Raw genomic sequence first — 16,042 nt, forward strand, 5'->3', positions numbered from 1 at the left:
TCTAGTTCTGTGGGTTGGGGTTAGAACAGCCTACCCCCCTCTCCCTCTGGGAGAGGGGCTGGGGGTGAGGGGTACCAGGGCAGCTTGAGAGCTAAGGCAGCGCTCTAGCCGGCCAGGGCCAGGCGGGCGCCGTATTCTGCCGCCGACCAGAGTTTCCAGGCAGAGTTGCCCTGTAGCTCCAAGACCAGGTCGTGGTAGGCCAGGAGAGTGGGGCGGTGGCCGACGCTGACGTAGGTGGTGTTGAGGTGTTGCAGTTGCCGGTAGAGCAGCTTTTCGTTGGCTACATCTAGAGCGCTGGTGGCCTCATCCAAAATGGCGTAGCGAGGCCGTGTAATTAAAATGCGGGCAAAGGCCAGGCGCTGCTGTTCGCCCAAGGAGAGGGTGCTGGCCCAATCTTTCTCCACGTCAAAGCCGCCCACCCGCTCCGGCAAATCGGCTAGGTTCACCTGGGCCAAAACCCGGATGAGATCTGCATCGCTGAGATCCCGGCGACGACCTGGGTAGAGGAGTTGATCCCGCAGGGATCCCAGCAGCATGTAGGGCTTTTGCGGCAGGAAGAGCATCTCGGTGGTATCGGGGCGGGCAATGGATCCCTGGCCGTTGTTCCACAGGCCGGCAATGGCCCGCAGGAGGGAGCTCTTGCCGCTGCCGCTGGCCCCCACAATGAGCAGCCGTTGGCCTGCCTCTAAACTCAGAGACAGATCCCGCACCAGGGTTTGTTCCGAGTTTGGTGTTAGCAAAGTAACGTGCTGCAGCGCCAGGTGGGGAGCAATGCGAGTTTGGATGGTGCTCTCCCGAGTGTGGGTGTGGCGCAGGGCCGGATTCTCCAACGTTTCGTAAAAGGACCCTAGACGGTTGATCCCGGCGGCAAAGCTGGAGATGCTCTGGATCTGGTTGGCCACAATTGAAAGGGCACTCAGCACCTGGCTGAAAGCAATGGTGGCCTGGGTAATGGTGCCAAAATCCCGTACGCCGCTAAAGTAAAGGGGGGCCACAATTACATAGGGCACAATGCGCGTGAAGTAGTTATAGGCATACTGAAAAATGTCAATAATAGCCTGCCAAATGATTAACAAGTCAAAGTTGCGCAGGGCAGCGGCAAAGCGATTCAAGATCTGCCTCAGCTCTAGGTCTTCTCCCTGGTAAAAGGCGATGGACTCAGCGTTGTCCCGCACGTGGACTAGGCTGTAGCGAAAGTCAGCCTCGTAGCGCAGTTGATCGAAGTTAATTTTAATTAGCTTGCGTCCAGCCACAATGGCAATGGCGGTGCCAATGGTAGCATAGATAACCAATCCCACCGCCAAGGGGCGGGAGATGCTGTAGAGGATGCCGGTAAAGGCGTAGAGGGTGAGGATCGAGTCGAGAATATCCAGCAAAAAAGAAAGGGTAGTGCCGGTAAAGGAGCGAACGTCTTCGGAGATGCGCTGGTCGGGGTTGTCGATTTCGGTGTTGGCGGCGTTGGAATCCAGCTCGTAGTAGGCCCGGCGATCAAAGTAGCGATCCAGAAAGTGGTCGGTCAGCCATTCCCGCCAAAACAGCCCCAGCTTCAGCCGTGTATACCGATAGATCACCAAAATGGGAATGGCCGAGATGATCAACACCCCGTAGATGATTAAAAACTGCCAGAAGGTGTTCTCTTCTTTTTGTTGTAGGGCGGTGTCGATAAACCGAAAGATAAAGCTGATCATCACGTTTAATCGGTTTACCGTTAAAGATAGAAACAGCAAAAAGGTCAACAACAGCCATTGCAGCCAGCGCCGCTGAATCTGGCGCCACACCAGCCCAAAGGCCAGGCTGCTCAGAGCCAAGCTGGCTGCGGCCACCCACAGCAGCGGCGAGGCCAAGTTTCTCTCCGTTTGCGCCACCAGCCCGGCTGCTACATTGGTAAAAAACTCTGGGAACAGGGCCTGACCAACCAAGGTCACCCCAATCTCCACAAAGAACATCAAGGCAACCACAAACACCATGGCCGCTGCCAGCAAGCCAAAGAAAATCCAGCCCCCATAGCGCACCCGCGGGTAAAAATAGGGCTGGGCTACGCTGATAAAGCGGTCCCAAAGTTTGCGGTCGAAATTAAATTGAGCGGCTTGGGATTCCATGGTTGTGGTCGTGGTCAAGAGCGTGGGATCGACATCTTTCAGGCTAGCAGGCCAGGGATCCCTTCTCGGTCCACCAGGAGCAAATCCCTTCGCCTCTAAGGAAGAGCCCCGCTGCCCATGCTGAGCCAGTGCTGATAGGGTTTATGTCCAGCCTACTTTTGCCCAAAGCTTCTGTTTTCAGTCGGGATCCCCTTGCAACCGCTTTTGCCAGGCCGCTTGGGCCGCCAGCCACACCGTCTGAACCGGCACGCGAAACGCTTGGGCGCGGGCCACGCAGTCGCGGAACTCCGGCTGGGCGTTGACAAGGCGGCCATGGTGATAGGCCACCTTGATGTCCACCAGGCCGTAGGGGGTTTCCACCCGCTCGATCCGGCGCTCCAGGACGGTGCGCTGCTGCTGGGAGTGGCGGATGCCCAGGGTGGTGGTTTCCCGGAAGATGAGCTCCTGGCACTCCGGCACCCGATCCGGCGGGCAGATCACCGTCAGTAACACTCCCGGCCGCCCCTGCTTCATGGTGATGGGTTGGGTAAACACGTCCCAGGCGCCGAGGGCCAGCAACTGCTCGCAGGTATAAGCAATCACTTGGGGGTTGAGGTCGTCAATCTGAGTTTGCAACACTGAGACGATCTCGGTTGGCTCTTCCCCCTGGGACTGACCAATCCAAAGACGAAAGATGTTGGGAATGGGCAACTCGCGGCTGCCGGCCCCGCGCCCCACTTTTTCCAGCCGCAGCGGTGGACAGGGCCCAAACGCTTCTGCCAGCGCCACCGCCAGGGCTGCGCCGGTGGGGGTAACCAGCTCGGCCTCCACGCCGTTGCTAAACACCGGCACCCGTCCCATTTCCCACAGCTCAATCACCGCCGGCACGGGCACCGCCAGTTGGCCATGTTTGGTGCTCACCCAGCCACCGCCAATGGGATGGGGAGAGGAGATCACCCGCTCCACCTGCAGCCAATCCAGACCGATACAGGTGCCGACGATATCCACCAGGGCATCGACGGCCCCCACCTCGTGGAAATGCACTGTTTCCAGGGGCACCTGATGGACTTTTGCCTCTGCCTGCGCCAGCTTCTCAAAAACTTTGAGGCTGCGGGCCTTGACCGCAGGGGCCAAGCGGGATCCGGCAATCAAAGCCTGGATCTCCCTCCAGGAGCGGGCGGGCGGGGACTCGTCCAACACCTCCACCACCGCTTGCAGAGCCGGCTGGCCGCACCGCTGCACCCGGCATACGTGTAGGCTGTATTCTCCTTCGATGCCCAGCGCCTGGAGCTGCTGGTTGAGATACTCCAGGGGCACCCCGCAATCCAGCAGAGCCCCCAAGCACATATCGCCGGCAATGCCTGCCGCGCAGTCCAAGTAGGCCACCTTCATAGCAGCGTTGAAACGGGAGGGACGGCTCCACTCAGTTTTGCCCAGAGTGGTGGCGATGCCAACGGGAGGGGCTGCCGCCAAGGCCAAAATAGGAAAAACTTCAGCCGCAAGGGGGGATCCCAAATGCTGTTGCAGCCCAATCCTTGGATCCGCTTTTCCCTGGGGATCCTGCTGGGGGCAACGCTGTTGCTGTGGGGATCCCCGGCGGGATCCCAAACTCGTCTCAACTTTAGCAATGCCGATCTGCAGGGGCAGGATCTGTCGGGTCAGGACTGGCGGGGCAGCAGTTTTGTCAGCGCCAACCTGCAGGGTGCCGATCTGCACGGGGCCAACCTTGCCGGCGTGGCCTTTACCAAAGCCAATCTGGCGGGGGCTAACCTGGCGGGGGCAGATCTCAGCAACAGCCTGTTGGATCTGGCCAACCTAGCAGGCGCCGACCTTAGGGGGGCCAACCTCAGGGGAGCCATTGCTGCCCGGGCGGTTTGGCAAGGGGTGCAGATTGCCGGCGCTGACTTTAGCGACGCCTATGTGGATCGGGCAGCCCTGCGGGAATTGTGCCAGCGGGCTGAGGGATCCCATCCCGTAACAGGCGTTGCCACCCGCGCAAGTCTAGGCTGTCCCTGAAAGCCGGCAAAGGTGAAGAAAACAGGATCCCTGAACCCTCTTGGCTGGATTGCCCTTTAGATTGGGGAAGGTGTTGACCCTGCCCCACCATGAGCAAGCCCAGCTTCGCAGTCATTGGCCTAGCGGTGATGGGGGAAAACCTGGCCCTCAACGTCGAGCGCAATGGCTTTCCTGTTGCGGTCTACAACCGGACGCCCGCCAAGACTGAGCAGTTCATCCAAGGGCGGGCCCAAGGCAAGCAGATTACCCCCGCCTACAGCCTGCCCGAATTGGTGCAACTGTTGGAGCGGCCCCGCAAAATCTTAATCATGGTCAAGGCAGGCCCGCCGGTGGATGCCATCCTCGACGAGCTCAAGCCGCTGCTGGAGCCAGGCGACATCCTCATCGATGGCGGCAACTCCCTCTACAGCGACACCGACCGGCGTGCCGAGGCCCTAGAAGCCAGCGGGATCCACTTTGTCGGCATGGGGGTGAGCGGCGGGGAAGAAGGTGCCCTTAACGGCCCTAGCCTCATGCCCGGCGGCAGCCTGGAAGCCTACCGCCAACTGGAGCCCATCCTCACCAAAATTGCCGCCCAAGTGCCGGACGGCCCCTGCGTCACCTACCTGGGGCCCAAAGGGGGCGGGCACTACGTGAAGATGGTGCACAACGGCATCGAATACGGCGACATGCAACTGATTGCCGAGGTCTATGACTTGATGCGCCGGGGCTTGAAGCTGACGGCCTCCCAGATGCAGGAGATCTTCCAGGCCTGGAACGAGACGGAGCTGGAGTCGTTTTTGATTGAGATTACCGCCAAGATCTTGGGGACGCTGGATCCGGAGACGGGCAAGCCGCTGGTGGATCTCATCTTGGACAAAGCAGGCCAGAAGGGCACGGGCCTGTGGACGGTCAAGGACGCCCTGGATCTGGGGGTGCCGGTGCCCACCATTGAGGCGGCAGTGCAGGCCCGCCTCCTCTCCTCGATGAAGGAAGAGCGGGTGGCCGCCTCGCAGCAGTTGCCAGGGCCGGGAACAGCCTTTGAAGGGGATCCCGACCGCTTCCTCCAGGATCTGCGCGCCGCCCTCTACTGTTCCAAGATCTGCTCCTACGCCCAGGGGATGGCGCTGCTCAAGCAAGCCACCGTTGCCCACGGCTATGTTTACCCCTTTAGCGAGATCCCTCGCATCTGGAAGGGGGGCTGCATCATCCGCGCCCGCCTCCTGAGCAGGATCCAGGCGGCCTACCAGCGGGATCCGCAGCTGGTCAACCTGCTTTTGGATGAGGAGTTTCAGCAGGCCATCCAGGAACGGCAGGGATCCTGGCGGCGGGTGGTGGCCACCGCGGCTACCCTAGGGATCCCGATCCCGGCCATTAGCGCTTCCCTGGCCTACTACGACAGCTACCGCACTGCCGAGCTGCCCCAGAACCTCACCCAAGCCCAGCGGGATTTCTTTGGCGCCCACACCTTTGAGCGCATCGACAGGCCGGGGGTTTTCCACCACGCCTGGAACGCCTAGGCAGGATCCCCCTCTGGTGCGGCCGCTAGACCTAGCGGCGTCTGCTTCAAGGTAGAGCCCCACGCCTCGGTATGGAAAGGCTCTCCTTCTTGGGGAAAATCCCTGCGGAAGTGGGATCCGCGGCTTTCCTCCCGCAACAGAGCCCCTTGCCCCACCAGGCGGGCAAGCAGCAACAAACTCCCGGCCTCGACCTCCTCCCGGCTGGCCCAGGGCTTCTCCTCCAGGGGCAGGGCTTCTGCAAAAGCCAGAAAAGCCCGCAGCCGCTCTCCCTGCCGCACCACGCCCAGTGCCTCTCCCACCTGCTGCCTAAGCTCGGGAAGAAGAGAGGGCGGCGCGGTCAGCACAGGTAGAGCCTGCACCTGAAGGGGTGGCTCCTGGAGCTCCCGCAGGGCAGCCAGAGCAGCTCGCTTGCCCATGACCAGCCCTTCCAAGAGGCTGTTGGAAGCCAAACGGTTTGCCCCGTGCAACCCTGTAGAAGCCACCTCCCCGGCAGCATAGAGGCCCGGCAGGCCAGTGAAGCCAAAGGCATCCGTTCGCACCCCGCCCATGACGTAGTGGGCAGCGGGAGCAACCGGCAGGAGGTCTTTTCCAGGATCCAGCCCCAAAGCGCGGGCAGAGGCAACAACGGTGGGAAAGCGCTCCTCCAGATCTGGCACAGCCCGTAGATCAAGATAAACTCCCCCCGTCCGCTGCCGCTCCCAGAACACCGCCTGGGCCACCACATCGCGCGGCGCCAGCTCGCCCAGCTCCGCATAGCAAGGCATAAAGCGCTCCCCCCAGGCGTTGAGAAGCACGGCCCCTGCCCCTCGGGCAGCTTCACTGACCAGGGCTCCATTGGGCAAGGCGGTGGGGTGAAACTGCACAAACTCCAGATCCCTTAGGACAGCTCCTGCCCGCCAGGCCAAGGCCATCCCATCCCCGCTGGCCCCCGGCGGAGCCGTCGAGAGGGGGAAAAGGCTGCCAAACCCGCCTGTAGCTAAGAGAACTGCCCCTGCTTTCACCTGCAGTGGCCCATCTGGCCCCAGCAGCAGGGCCCCCCCTACTCTGTCTCCTGCCATCAAAAGGCTGAGGGCTGTGTATCCCTGGAGAGGCGGCTTGTGCAGGCGAGCCAGCAAACCTTGCAATAGCCACAGCCCGCTCCGATCCCCTCCCAGATGGCGTATCCGCGCCCGCGAGTGGCCCCCTTCCCGCACCGGCTCCGGATGGAAGGGCAGCCCCCAGGACAAAAGCCTCTCCAGGTGAAAGGGGGCTTCCTGCAGGATGGAGCGGGCCACCTCCACTTCCACCAAGCCACGGCCTGCTTGCAGGGTGTCCTGGAGGTGGGCTTCCACATCTGCTGCATCCAGTGGAAAAGCTATCCCCCCCTGCGCCCAAGGGGTGGATCCAGAAGGCAAGGGATCCTTGCTTACCACCAGGGTTCTGGCTCCCTCTGCTTCCGCCCACAGGGCTGCATAGATCCCTGCCACCCCTGCCCCCAGGATCAAGAGGTCTGTTTCCGCTAGGAAAGACGTAGACAACACTGGACAAAACAGACCCTCGCCAAGGGTGCTCCCTCTAGGCTCCAGCAGGCACTGACAGCATGGCCAGGATGGACTTGCGGGCTTTTTCGGCCACCGCCTCCGGCACCTGGATCACGTAGCGCATCTCCACTAGGGAGCGGTAGATCTTCTCCAGGGTAATTTTTTTCATATACTCGCAGACGGCGTCCGCCTTGACGGGGATAAAGGTCTTATCGGGGGCCTCTTTTTGCAGCCGGTGGAGAATGCCCACTTCGGTGGCAACCACAAACTCGCGGCTGGCCGAAGTTCTGGCATAACGCACCATCCCCTCAGTAGAAAGGAGCTTGGCGTCCGGCTTGAGAAATAGACAACTGGAGCCGCAACTGCACTCGGGGTGGATGAGGAACTCCGCCTCCGGGTGCTTCTCTGCCATTGCCTTGAGGTGCTCCTCGCGAATGCCCACATGGACGTGGCACTCGCCGGGGAACAGATCCAACTCCCTCCCCGTTGTCTGGGCTACATAGGCCCCCAGGAACATATCCGGCACAAAGAAGATGGGGCGATCCGGCGGCAGGCTGGCCACCACCTGCACAGCGTTGGCGCTGGTAACGCAGACATCGGCCAGGGCTTTAATCTCGGCGGCCGTGTTGACATAGGCCACCACCAGCCCCTCGGGGTTGGCCTCCTTCCAGCGCCGCACATCCTCAGGCCGGATGCTGTCGGCCAGGGAGCAGCCTGCCTCTAGATCCGGCAGCAGCACCGTCTTTTCCGGGTTGAGGATAGCTGCCGTCTCGGCCATGAAGTGGACGCCAGCAAAGACAATGACCTGGGCATCTGTCTTTTGGGCCGCGCGGGCCAGGCCCAGGGAGTCTCCCACAAAGTCCGCCACTTCCTGCACCTCGGGGAGTTGGTAGGAGTGGGCTAGGATAACGGCCTGCCTTTCCTGCTTGAGTCGAGCAATTTCCTGGACAAGGGTTTCTTGGGTCATGGTGAACCTTCTGTTTTGGCTGGGCCGGCCACGGGTGCAGATCTGGACTGGTGCGGGGCTAAGGAGAAGTTGCCAGCAGGCAGCAACTGGCCTTCCTGCTTTAGGCGGGATTGTTACCTAGCCTAGCATTAGAAACAGCGCTCCCTGGGGCAAACCTCAGGGCCGCACCACGAGCAAGGAGAGATCCAGGGCCTTGGCCGAGTGAGTCAGGGCCCCCACACTGATGTAGTCAACGCCTGCCTCCGCCGCTTGCCGGGCGCGCTCTAGGTTCATGTTGCCGCTGGCTTCTAGGGGAACTTTCCCCCCTACCCGTTGAACGGCAGCCCGGATCTGCTCCAAGGGGAAGTTATCGAGAAGGATTAGATCGGCGCCTGCCGCCAAAGCCTCCTCCAGCTCCTGGAGGTTGCGCACCTCAACCTCGACCTTGAGGTGGTGGGGGGCACCTGCTTTGGCCCGCTGGACGGCTGCCAAGATGCCGCCGGCACCGCGAATGTGGTTTTCCTTAATCAAGATGCCGTCGAAGAGGCCAAAGCGGTGGTTTTTGCCGCCTCCTACCCGCACCGCATATTTCTCCAGAGCGCGCAGGCCGGGGGTGGTCTTGCGGGTGTCCAGGAGCTGGGTCGAGGTTCCCCGCAACGCCTCTACGTAGGTGCGGGTAAGGGTGGCAATGCCAGAAAGCCTTTGGAGAAGGTTCAGCGCTAGCCTTTCTGCTGCCAGAATCCCCCGCAGGGATCCCTTGAGCTGGAGCACTTCTTGGCCGACGGCCACGCTCTCCCCTTCCTCTGCCTTGGGAGCGAACTCCACCTGGGGATCCACCAGCCGGAAAACCCGCCTGGCAATCTCCAGACCCGCCAGGATCCCTGCCTCCTTAGCTAGGATCACCGCCTCGCCCTCTACTCCGGGGGGCAGCGTCAGCTCGCTGGTGAGATCGCCGTGGCCGAGATCTTCCTGTAGCCAGGCGCACAGGGTCTCCTCCGGGATGTAGAATGCTGGCATCATCTTTTGCTTGAGTTGCTTATGGCCTCGACTGGATCCTCTCAACCCGATAGCGGCACCTTCAGCCGTCGTCAGTTGCTCAAAGCAGGAGCTGCCGCCCTTGGGGGAAGTCTGCTGGCGGCAGCGGCTGCTCGATCCTCCCCCACTCTCATCGTGGCTCAGGGATCCAAACTTGACCGGGTTTCCTATGCTACCAACTGGTATGCCCAGGCGGAGCATGGCGGCTTTTACCAGGCGGTGGCCACAGGCATCTATCGCGAATATGGGCTAGACGTCACCATCCAGATGGGCGGCCCTGGCGTCAACATTACCCAGATTTTGGCCGGCGGAGCTGCCGACTTTGCCATGGGGGGAAGCGCGGGAGTCATCAACGCCGTGCGGGAAGGGATCCCGCTCATCTGCGTGGCGGCTATTTTCCAAAAAGACCCCCAGGTTCTCCTCGCCCATCCCGGCACCCAGCGCTTGGAGGATCTCAAGGGCCGACCCATCTTCGTGGCCAAAGGGGCTTTTACCACCTACTGGCCCTTTCTGCGGGCCAAGTACGGCTTCACCGACGACCAGACCCGCCCCTACAACTTCAACCCCGGTCCCTTCTTGGCGGATCCCACCTCAGCGCAGCAGGGGTATCTCACCTCTGAGCCTTTTGCCATTGAAAAACAAGGAGGCTTTAAGCCGGTAATTTTTCTCCTAGCCGACTACGGCTACAACCCCTATGCCACAACCATCGAGACGCGGCGCCAACTGGTGGAAACCAAGCCAGACCTGGTGCAGAGATTTGTGGATGCCTCTATCAAGGGCTGGTACAGCTTTCTAGAGGATCCCCGCCCCGCCTATCGCCTCATCAAGCAGGATAACCCGGAGATGACCGATGAGCAGTTGGCCTATAGCTTTGAGAAGTTGAAGGAGTACGGTGTTATTTTGTCCGGCGATGCGCTAGAAAAGGGCATTGGCGCCATGACCCACGAACGTTGGCAAAGCTTCTTCGAGAGTATGACAGTGGCGGGTGTCTTTGAGCCAACCATCAACTACCAAGCCGCCTACACGTTGGACTTTGTCAATAAAGGCACTGCCTACTACAAAAGCTAGGTCAGTTGCGAAAAAGGGAATTATAGGGCGGTTCTAATCGGTTTGGAGGAGGCTGCCAGCCGCTCTAGACCGCCAAAGACGAGCAGCGCTTACCCTCAGCCTATCTCTGGGAGAGGGGAGTTAGGGATCTAACTGCTCCATTGCTACCTAATGAATGACTGTAGCTAACTTTCGTGCAGCTTGCTGACCGATGGCCAAAGCTACTGCTCGGCAATGGTGACGTTAAAGCCCTTGTTCTTCAAAGTTTCAGCGTGGTAGCGGGCATATTCCAGTTGTTCAAATGCTGCCAACTGCACAAACTTATGGCCGTTCACATCTTTTACAAAAGCATCATTGGCAACTTGCCGAGCTCGCGCCAAGCTTTCCTCTCCGGAGTAGGTGGTCAGCACCAAAAAAGTTCCTTCGCCGCGGTTAGGCCCTAAGGAATCGAGATCGTTGCTGTTCAGGGGCACCGTGAGCAAAGATTCTGAAACAGCGGTTACTTTAGGCTGGGAGGGGCGCTCCAGGCTGGCTGCCACTTGCTCCACCGTTTTCGAGAGGGAAGGAGCAGGTTCCTGTGCAGCCGAGGCCAAGTCGGTTTGTAGACTGTCCAACAAGTTGAGGACATCCTGAAGGGGCTCGACCCGCAACTCCTCCAGATTGGGAGTGTTCGCCAACCCTAGCGCCAACTGACTGGGATCCAGCCTCCCCGAATAGAACTCTTCCCCTACCTGTCCCGGCAGCGGCTCCAGGGGAATCAGGGGCAACTGGGCCAAATCCACCTGGCCAGGGATCCCCCTTTGGATGTTGTGGGTCAGGACAGCGGTTTGGGGAAGCGACAGCTCTTCCGGCCAGATCAACCAGCGCACCCCGAAGCCGATCCCCGCACAGGAGAGGGCCCACAGCAGCAAGAGCCAAAGGGGGGAGAGCACCCCCGCCGGCCGTGGTGTTTCCTCCTCCTCCAAGTCTTCCACGATTTCTTGCATCAGCACAGGTGAAGAGCGCTCTAGGGGGATATCGCTTTCAAGAGGATCGGTCCATGGCAAGGGGACAGATGACCTGCGCTGCAAACGTTGCCAGAGGCGAAATCGCTCCAATTCCTTGAGCTCATCCAGATGTAAACAGCTCAGCGCTTCCTGAAGCGTCAGTTGAGGAGTTGGCTGGGTTTGCTGGGCCCTTGGTAGGGGTCGAGTAGCATCTGAGGGAAGTGGAGAAAAACTCATAGACAACTCACCCTCGCCAGACTAAGAGCTGGGAAGCAAGCAGAACCAAGCCGGTGCTGAACCCGGGAACTGCCCAACCGCAGAGCCAACCCCAGGGATAAAGGCAAGCCATTACTACCATGCCACAAGCCGAAGGCCTTCTTCTAGGGATTTGCCGCAAGATAGAGGTCGCGCACATCCGCTGGCAGATGCCGAAGCAGGAGCTGGCGAGCGGAGGCAACAATGGCATCCACCTCTTCCGGCGCGAGGTAGTACCGGTCAGCTTTGAGCTGGGCGGCGATGCGATCCGGTGACCAACCAAACCGATCCCGTAGCAGCAGAATGAAGCGCATATCTCCCGGCAAGTTGTCCAGAGCGGCGGTCAGGTAACAGGCCAATGCTGGCGAAAGAGAGGGCTTCGCTGCACCGGCGCTCGCGGTTTGAGGAGGGGTGGCCTCACCCTCTGCCGTGCCGTCAGACCGCCCCGCAAAAGACCAGATCAGCTCGCGGATTTGCGCCGCCAGCCAGGGCGCCAGCACCGGATCCCCGCCCCCCTCACTCTGTAGCGTGCGGGCATCGAGATGCTGAAGGCGCGCATAAAGGTGCAGCCAAACCTCCTCTCGAGCGGCAGCCCGCCGCTCCGGGGGCAGATGCTCGGCCAGGATCCCATCCACCCAGGCGCAGTAGCGGCAAAACAGGGCGATGAAGTAGCGCGCCGCCTGCGGCTGCCGTTGAAAGGCCCGCAGCAGTTCCAGATCGCTGTGGTGGGCTACCCCCTTCACGATAGAAGCCTCGCACTCCGGCCAAAGGGGAGTCACCACCTCAACCATAATCTCTCTCGCCAGAAAGAAGCTCTCTAGCTATTTTCCAAGATCTCTCGACAGGCCGATAGCAACTGCTCCTGCTCCGTCAGGGTTCTCAGGCCAATGCGCAGATAGCGATCCCCCAGCTCTGGAAAGCTCAGGCAATCCCGCACCAGGATGCGGTGCTGCCGCAACAGCTTTTCTTGAATCTGCGTAGCGGAGCCAGGGCAGCGCACCAGTACAAAGTTAGCCTGACTGGGCCAGGGATCCCAGCCGGGTAGCGCCTGCAGACCGCTCAACAAATGCTCCCGCGCCATCGGCAGCCAGGCCAGGGTGCGCCGGCGAAAGTCTTCATCCGCCAGAGCCGCCGCCACCGCCACCGCCGCCAATCCGTTGACGCTCCAGGGATCCCGCCACTGCCGCCAGCGCCGCCAGTGATCCGGGTGCCCCACAGCAAAGCCGATGCGCAAGCCGGGCAAGGTAAAGAACTTGGTCAGCGAACGGATGACGATGGTGTTGGGGTGGGCCTCCAGGTGAGGGATCAAAGTCTGGCTGCGGGGCAGCTCTCCCACCTCTGAGCCGGCGTTCAGAGGGGGGAGCTCCTGCGGGGCGTCTCCTGGCAAAAAGTCCATAAAAGCTTCATCCACCACCACCTGCTCAAACTGGGTCAGGAGGGGCAAGAGGTCTTGCCGGAGGAAAAGCCGGCCCGTCGGGTTGTGAGGATTGTTCAGCCAGAGCACCCGGCCTGTCTTGTCCGCCCGGATCCCTTTCTGCAGCAAGGCTAGGGTGGGGGATCCCTGAGAGGGCCAAAGATCCAAACCCCTGAGGGTTACACCCGCCGCCCGCAGGGCCCGTTCATAGTCCCCAAAAGCCGGTCGGGGCAGCCAAACCTCCCGCCCCTGGGCATCGCGGGCGGCCCAGGTGAGCAACTCCGCCGCCCCATTGCCCACGAAGATCCACTCCGGATCGACCGCCCAGCGCCGCGCCAAACAGGTCCGCAGCTCGCGGTAGTCGGGATCCGGATAGCGGCTGATCACAACTGGATCCGGCGCCGACAGGGCGCGAGCCAGAGCTTGCAAAACCGACTGCGGAGGGCCCAGGGGGTTGAGGCTAGCCGAAAAATCCAAAATAGCCTCAGCAGGGCAGCCGGCGATGGCTGCCCCCCAAGCTCGATTGCCACCATGCTGAGGCCGTTGCACGCCTATCCATCCCAAAGCTCAGGTTCACCGAGAGAACTCCGCCTGAGGAGCGCGAACGGCTGGGATCTCGTCAAACTCCCGAAGACTTGTGGCCACCTGCCACCGCATCGCGGAAAGTTTTGCCTGCGGTGAAAGTCGGGACAATGCTGGCCGGGATCACCATCTTCTCGTTGGTCTTTGGGTTGCGACCTTCCCGTTGTTTGCGTTTGCGGGCCTCAAAGGAGCCGAAGCCCACCAGGGTCACCTTCCCTTTGGGTTCACCGTTTTCATCGCGGGATGCGACCTCTTCGACAATGATCTCCAGCGCCGCCGTCAGGACAGCTTCAGCTTCTTTTTTGGTTACGTTGGCGCGATGAGCGACGGCATCCACAAGCTCTGCCTTGTTCATCCTGATCTCCTCGTGAGTTAGGCAATAGGGTTAAAACCGACTCTGGCCGCGTACTCGCGAGGGGCTGCGAAGCAACCACGGCCCAGAGTGTTCTCAGTCTGTAGGAGCGGGGCTTGCCCTGCACTGCGCCAAAGCGCCGCTGGCGCGAATGGCAGGATTGTGGCAGTTTGGCTCCAAATCACTGACATATTCTACAGCCAAGTTAGGGTAGAAGCCGGTTGGAGAAGGGATTTTAGGGGGGCTGAGCGGAATTTTTGGGGAACAAAGAGAGATCAACCGATAATCCTAATACCCACTCCCCTCGGATGCCGGGGCAAGTCCCGCCCAGGGCATCACAGGTCGCGTTGGAAGTAGGCCCGCATCACCTCGCGGAAGATCGGGGCTGCTCGGGATCCACCCCCGCCGCCACTGTTTTCCAGAAAGACCACGACCACCAATTCGGGCCGGTCGGAGGGCGCATAGCCGACAAACCAGGCGTGAGAGCGCCGCGGCGGATCCTCGGCAGTGCCAGTTTTGCCAGCGGTAGGGGGAAAGCCCGGCCCCAGGTTGGCGTTGCCGCCAGTGCCGTAGACCACAACATCCCGCAGCCCCTGTTGCAAGATCTCCAGGGTAGCGGGGGAGAGACCTACCTTCTGCCGCAGGGGCACGGCGCTTTCCGGGATCACCTGCTGCGAGAGCAAGGGACGCACCCGCCAGCCGCCGTTGGCCACCGCTGCTGTGACCACCGCCATCTGCAGCGGCGTGGCGGTGATAAATCCCTGGCCGATGGACATGTTCACCGTATCGCCCACATACCAAGGCTCGCGCCAGTGGCGCTGTTTCCAGTCGGCGTCAGGCACCAGCCCAGCAGCTTCCCCCTTAAGGCCGATCCCGGTCAATTGCCCCAGCCCGAAGCGGCGCGACCATTCTTGCAGGGGGGCGGCCTTGGTGCCCAGGGCAATCTGGTAGAAGAAGGTGTCGCTGCTGTAGGCCATCGCCTGGCGGTAGTTCAGCCGCCCGAAGCCGGCACGGTTCCAGTCCCAGAACCTCCACCCGCCCACCTGGATGTAGGGGCCGGTCTGCAGCACCGTATCCGGGGGAAAGGCCCCCGACTCGATCCCGGCAGCGGTGGTGATGATTTTGTAGGTGCTGGCGGGGGGATAGGGCCGCAGGGCGCGGTTGAGGAAGGGAAAGTCCTTCTGTTGCAGGCTCTCCCACTGGGCTTGGGTGATGCGGCTGGAAAAGAGGTTGGGATCAAAAGTGGGATAGCTGGCCATGGCCAGGATCGAGCCGTCGCGGGGATCCAGGGCGACTACTGCTCCTTTCTGCTGGCCCAGGGCTTGCTCTGCCGCCTGCTGCAGGCGTACGTCCAAAGTCAGCTGCAGGGTGTTGCCCGGTTGGGGGGCTTGTTCTCCCAGCACCCGCAGCACTTCTCCCATGGCGTCCACCTCCACCTGGCGCCCGCCCCACTGGCCGCGCAGATGGCTCTCGAACAATTCCTCCACGCCCATCAGGCCGACGATATCCCCCAAGCGATAGCTGGGGTCGGCCCGCAGTTGTTCTTGCGAGATCTCGCCGGTATAGCCCAGCAGGTGGGCGGCCAAGTCGCCATGGGGATAAAACCGCACCGTCTCCGCCTCCACCATCACCCCCGGCAGTTCGCGGCTCATCTCTTCCAGTTGAATGACCACCTGGGGGCTGGCGTTGCGCAGGATGCGTACGGGAAACGGGGAGCGGTAGCCGGCCTGTTCCAGCTTTTGGGCAATTTCTTCGGGGGCCATGTTCAAGGCTTGGGCCAGCTTGGGGATCGTCTCCTGCCAGCCCTGCCGCGACTGCACCAACGGCCACAGGAAGACTGAGTGGGAGAGCTGGCTGCCCGCCAGCAGCACGCCGTTGCGATCCACAATGCGCCCCCGTTCCGGCGGCTGGGGCAAGAGGCGAATGCGGTTGGTATCGGCCAACTGGCGGTAATACTGGGTGCGCACCAGTTGCAGGTAGGCCAGGCGGGATCCCAGCCCTCCCAGGAGCAAGCCGCTGGCCAGCAGGAGCAAAACCAGGGCCCGATAACCCTGACCCACCGTTTTGGCCGGCGGGGATCCCAGCCAGCGAGGGCTACTGGTCGGCGGGGGAAGGACGCGGCGCGAGTCGGGGGGCCTGGAGTGGGGGGAAAACAGGGTTTTGGGATCCCGTCCCGCGGATGTGGCGGTGCCGCCAACAGGGTAAAGTTTGGCCATGAAGAATTGCCGCAAAAGTTGCAACTCATCCGCCCAGCGCCCAACGTCGCACGTTTGGGCGGGTCGTCTCAGCCTCCCTCCAGTATCCCTGGCTGC

At 61.4% G+C, this 16,042-nt stretch carries 13 protein-coding genes; 3 read left to right on the forward strand and 10 right to left on the reverse strand.

What is annotated here, in order from left to right; translation table 11 throughout:
• Positions 1-104 precede the first annotated feature (104 nt).
• Both NW841_RS03705 and larC read right to left on the reverse strand, forming a co-directional pair.
• Positions 105-2,099 (reverse strand): ABC transporter ATP-binding protein/permease, encoded by a 1,995-nt coding sequence (locus NW841_RS03705; protein WP_414385464.1) that lies wholly within the window; start codon positions 2,097-2,099, stop codon positions 105-107.
• A 177-nt stretch (positions 2,100-2,276) separates the two neighbouring features.
• A complete protein-coding gene (gene larC, locus NW841_RS03710; protein ID WP_414385465.1) occupies positions 2,277-3,470 on the reverse strand; it encodes a nickel pincer cofactor biosynthesis protein LarC in 1,194 nt (397 codons plus the stop codon).
• A 123-nt stretch (positions 3,471-3,593) separates the two neighbouring features.
• On the opposite strand from larC, the gene NW841_RS03715 reads away from it, so the two are divergent.
• Both NW841_RS03715 and gndA read left to right on the forward strand, forming a co-directional pair.
• Positions 3,594-4,094, forward strand: a complete 501-nt coding sequence (locus tag NW841_RS03715) for a pentapeptide repeat-containing protein (protein WP_414385430.1) — start codon at positions 3,594-3,596, stop codon at positions 4,092-4,094.
• An 89-nt stretch (positions 4,095-4,183) separates the two neighbouring features.
• Positions 4,184-5,593: an NADP-dependent phosphogluconate dehydrogenase gene (gene gndA, locus NW841_RS03720; RefSeq protein WP_414385433.1), complete on the forward strand. Its 1,410-nt coding sequence runs from the start codon at positions 4,184-4,186 to the stop codon at positions 5,591-5,593.
• On the opposite strand, the gene NW841_RS03725 is transcribed toward gndA, so the two are convergent.
• The 3 genes from NW841_RS03725 to nadC form a co-directional block, all read right to left on the reverse strand.
• The gene (locus NW841_RS03725; protein ID WP_414385435.1) at positions 5,590-7,110 is read right to left on the reverse strand and encodes an L-aspartate oxidase; all 1,521 of its coding nucleotides are present in this window, start codon (positions 7,108-7,110) and stop codon (positions 5,590-5,592) included. The genes gndA and NW841_RS03725 overlap by 4 nt on opposite strands.
• Positions 7,111-7,147: 37 nt before the next feature.
• Positions 7,148-8,080 (reverse strand): quinolinate synthase NadA, encoded by a 933-nt coding sequence (gene nadA / locus NW841_RS03730; RefSeq protein WP_414365436.1) that lies wholly within the window; start codon positions 8,078-8,080, stop codon positions 7,148-7,150.
• A gap of 156 nt (positions 8,081-8,236) precedes the next feature.
• Positions 8,237-9,079, reverse strand: a complete 843-nt coding sequence (gene nadC, locus NW841_RS03735) for a carboxylating nicotinate-nucleotide diphosphorylase (RefSeq protein ID WP_414385437.1) — start codon at positions 9,077-9,079, stop codon at positions 8,237-8,239.
• Between the two features lie 18 nt (positions 9,080-9,097).
• Here nadC and NW841_RS03740 point away from each other — a divergent pair, with 18 nt between their 5' ends.
• Positions 9,098-10,162, forward strand: coding sequence for an ABC transporter substrate-binding protein (locus NW841_RS03740; RefSeq protein ID WP_414385439.1), 1,065 nt, complete (start codon positions 9,098-9,100; stop codon positions 10,160-10,162).
• Between the two features lie 200 nt (positions 10,163-10,362).
• Here the strand turns inward: NW841_RS03740 and NW841_RS03745 are convergent, their stop codons facing one another.
• From NW841_RS03745 to mrdA, 5 genes are all read right to left on the reverse strand, one after another.
• Positions 10,363-11,127, reverse strand: coding sequence for a hypothetical protein (locus NW841_RS03745; RefSeq protein WP_414365446.1), 765 nt, complete (start codon positions 11,125-11,127; stop codon positions 10,363-10,365).
• 380 nt (positions 11,128-11,507) lie between these two features.
• Positions 11,508-12,173, reverse strand: a complete 666-nt coding sequence (locus tag NW841_RS03750; protein WP_414365431.1) for a hypothetical protein — start codon at positions 12,171-12,173, stop codon at positions 11,508-11,510.
• 26 nt (positions 12,174-12,199) lie between these two features.
• Positions 12,200-13,345, reverse strand: coding sequence for a pyridoxal phosphate-dependent aminotransferase (locus NW841_RS03755; protein ID WP_414385441.1), 1,146 nt, complete (start codon positions 13,343-13,345; stop codon positions 12,200-12,202).
• A gap of 70 nt (positions 13,346-13,415) precedes the next feature.
• The gene (locus NW841_RS03760; protein ID WP_011429825.1) at positions 13,416-13,733 is read right to left on the reverse strand and encodes an HU family DNA-binding protein; all 318 of its coding nucleotides are present in this window, start codon (positions 13,731-13,733) and stop codon (positions 13,416-13,418) included.
• Positions 13,734-14,065: 332 nt separating this feature from the next.
• Positions 14,066-15,946 (reverse strand): penicillin-binding protein 2, encoded by a 1,881-nt coding sequence (gene mrdA / locus NW841_RS03765; RefSeq protein ID WP_414385443.1) that lies wholly within the window; start codon positions 15,944-15,946, stop codon positions 14,066-14,068.
• Positions 15,947-16,042 lie beyond the last annotated feature (96 nt).

This window comes from Synechococcus sp. H60.3 (genome assembly GCF_047462295.1).
GTDB lineage: Bacteria > Cyanobacteriota > Cyanobacteriia > Thermostichales > Thermostichaceae > Thermostichus.